Below are 2918 nucleotides of genomic sequence, written 5' to 3' on the forward strand. Positions count from 1 at the left end.
CGATGCCGAGCCATTGCAGATGGTCGAGCTTGGAGATCAGCCCCCGCAGGTCCCCGTAGCCGTCGTTGTTGGAATCGGCGAAGCCCCGCACCGACACCTCGTAGAACACCGCCGTCTTGAACCAGTGGGGCATGCGCGGCGTGTCGTCGTCGAACGGGTCGGGCACGGCCCCGGCGGCCGGCGCCCCGCCCGGCGACCCGCTCGCGTCGCGGACGGGCCCGACGTCCGCCTCCGGCGTGGTGACCTCGTCGGGCGTGCTGCTGCGGGCGGTGTTCTTCGGCTGGCCGTGCATGGGTCACCCCGGGTGTGTTGGAGACATCTAGATCAGCAATTCCCGCCGCCGGGGCGAGTGACGTTCACGACAGGCAACCATCCGTAAAAGATTCAGTACGCACCGTGACCGTGCGGCCGGTTTCGGGACCGCGGCGCCCCGCCCGGCCGGACGTGCGGTGACCTGGAGCGGGGGCGGATCGCGCCGGTGCGGCACCGCGCGGCGGAGCCGTCCCGCGTCCGGACGGTCAGCCCCCGGGCGCGGCCGGGGAATGCGGCGGGAAAGTGGCGCAAAAACCCGGCTGTGCACGGCTCGTTCGCTGGCGCGGCGGCTCCCGAAGACTTGCTTCGCGACGGTTGTGTCATGTCCGTGTTTTTAGGTTCGTCGCTTTTTCTGTCGCAGGCCCCGGGTAGGTCATTTCCAAGCTCAGAACCCGCCCCACCGGCGGGTTCTGATCAGTTCGGACGGAAAGCGTCCGTCCAAAGCGATCGGAGGGACAGTGGAGCGCTGGGAGAAGTCGCCATCGGTCGTACCGACGCGCGATGAGCTCGTAGCGCGGCTGCGCGTTCGCTTCGCCGACATCCCGGCTGAGAACGTGCGCCGCTGCGTCGACGACCTGTGGTGCTGCTGCACCCATCTCGGGGTGCGGCCCGAGGAACGGACCATCGAGCGCCTCGCGGCGTCCCGGCTGACGGGCGTCGTGCGCGGCGGCCGGCCGCCCTATCCGGACGGCCGGACGGTGGCCAGACCGCCCGGCTCCACCCTGACCGCCCCGCCCCGGCCCGCGCGCGCGGCCGCCAGAACCCCGATCGGGATGTGACGTATGAAGGACACGACCGTGCCGGGCCTGAGCATCGAGACCCGGCGAGGGTTCATCGTGCTGAGCCTGCCCGCGCAGATCAGCTGGCAGAACTACGCGGGCATCCGCGAGGGCGTGAGCAAGGCCCTCGCGCTGGCCGCCGGGACGCGGGCGGGCGGCGGCCCCGCCCGGGGGCGGCGGCGCACCTGCGTCGTCGTCGACTTCGGTGACGCGGTGCTGCTCGACGCGGCCGGGCTCGTCCTGCTGGCCCGCGCCGAGACGCGCGCCCAGCTGCTCGGCTGCCCGCTGCGCGCCGTGGTGCCCGCACTGTCCGCGCACGTGCGGCGGGCGCTGCACCTGACGGGGCTGGCGCAGCTCGTCCCGGTGTTCCCGGACGTCGGGTCGGCGACGGGCACGCCCGTCCCGGCGGGGACGGCGGGCGACGTCGACACCACGCACGTGCTGGACGCGATCCGCGCCCTCCACCCGGGCGACGCCGGGCTCACCCCGACGCCGCCCGCGCCGTCCGAGCTGATGATCACCACGACGGGGGCCGGCGACGGGGACCACACGGTCGTGCACCTGTCCGGGGTGCTGGACGAGGTGACGGTGCCGCGGCTCGGGGAGACGCTGACGACGCTGGTCGAGGGCAACCTGCGGCATCTGATGGTGCGGATGCACGAGCGCCTCGGGATCCGCTGCGACCCGCTGCCGATCCTGCTCGGCATCCGCTGGCGGGTCGCCGCCGAGGGCGGCTGCCTGGCGCTGCCCGCGCTGCCGGCCCGGCTCCGCGAGATCATCGACCGGGAGGGCCTCGGCTCGGTGTTCACCGGCTGCCGGTCCATCGAGGACCGCCTGCTCGGCGGCGCCGAACCGGCCTGACGGCCCGGCCGCCGGCTCAGCTCCCGCTCGGGCGCCGCCGGCTCCGGGCGGGCCGCGGCGAGGCCCGGCGCGACCTCGCGGTCGTCCCGTCCGCCCCGGCCATGGTCCCGTCGGACCGGCGGCTCCCACCGGCCCGCACACGTCCGCCGTTCCGCTGGAACGTGAGGATGTGTGCGGGCTTCGTGCGCGGGTCGAGCCGCACGTAGTTGGCCTGGGTCCAGGTGTAGGTGGCGCCGTCGAGTTCGTCGGTGACGGTGTGGGGGTGGTGGGGGTCGTCGGGCAGGCCGAGGGCGGGCAGGTCGAGGTGGACGGTGGCTTCGCGTGGCTGGTGGGGGTTGAGGTTGACCACGGCGAGGACGACGTCGTCCATGTGGCGTTTGGAGAAGGCCAGGAGTTCGGGTTGGTCGATGTGGTGGAAGTGCAGGTTGCGGAGTTGTTGGAGGGCGGGGTGGGTGTTGCGGAGGGTGTTGAGGCGGGTGATGAGGGGGGCGATGGTGGTGCCGTGGCGGGCGGCGGTGTCCCAGTCGCGGGGCCGGTACTGGTATTTCTCGGAGTCGCGGTATTCCTCGCTGCCGGGGCGGACGGGGGTGTTCTCGCACAGTTCGTAGCCGGAGTAGATGCCCCAGGTGGGGGAGAGCAGTGCGGCCAGGACGGCGCGGATCTCGAAGGCGGGCCGGCCGCCGTGCTGGAGGTATTCGTTGAGGATGTCGGGGGTGTTGGTGAAGAGGTTGGGGCGCATGTAGGCGGCGGCGGGGCCGGTGAGTTCGGTGAGGTAGTCGGTGAGTTCGTCGGCGGCGTTGCGCCAGGTGAAGTAGGTGTAGGACTGGTGGAATCCGGTTTTGGCCAGGGTGTGCATCATCGCGGGGCGGGTGAAGGCCTCGGCGAGGAAGAGGACGTCGGGGTCGGTGGTGTTGATGTCGGCCAGGAGCCGTTCCCAGAAGGCGACGGGTTTGGTGTGGGGGTTGT

At 72.3% G+C, this 2918-nt stretch carries 4 protein-coding genes; 2 read left to right on the forward strand and 2 right to left on the reverse strand.

From position 1 onward, the window contains the following. On the reverse strand, positions 1 to 292 hold a 292-nt coding region (locus ABFX46_RS43210), incomplete at its 3' end, for an alpha-amylase family glycosyl hydrolase (protein WP_487046977.1). Between the two features lie 478 nt (positions 293 to 770). Between ABFX46_RS43210 and ABFX46_RS43215 the strand changes: the two genes are divergently transcribed. Next, positions 771 to 1091 carry a hypothetical protein gene (locus ABFX46_RS43215; protein WP_131938927.1) on the forward strand — a complete coding sequence of 107 codons (321 nt, stop codon included), beginning with the start codon at positions 771 to 773 and terminating at the stop codon, positions 1089 to 1091. Between the two features lie 3 nt (positions 1092 to 1094). After that, positions 1095 to 1952: an STAS domain-containing protein gene (locus tag ABFX46_RS43220; RefSeq protein ID WP_346050432.1), complete on the forward strand. Its 858-nt coding sequence runs from the start codon at positions 1095 to 1097 to the stop codon at positions 1950 to 1952. A gap of 16 nt (positions 1953 to 1968) precedes the next feature. On the opposite strand, the gene ABFX46_RS43225 is transcribed toward ABFX46_RS43220, so the two are convergent. After that, positions 1969 to 2918, reverse strand: a 950-nt coding sequence (locus tag ABFX46_RS43225) for an alpha-amylase family protein (RefSeq protein WP_487046978.1), incomplete at its 5' end; no start/stop codon positions are given.

Source organism: Actinomadura chokoriensis, from assembly GCF_039529475.1.
GTDB lineage: Bacteria > Actinomycetota > Actinomycetes > Streptosporangiales > Streptosporangiaceae > Spirillospora > Spirillospora bangladeshensis.

Coding starts and splice junctions, on each gene's coding strand:
- ABFX46_RS43220 (WP_346050432.1), top strand. CDS start 1,095: ATGAAGGACACGACCGTGCCGGGCCTGAGCATCGAGACCCGGCGAGGG.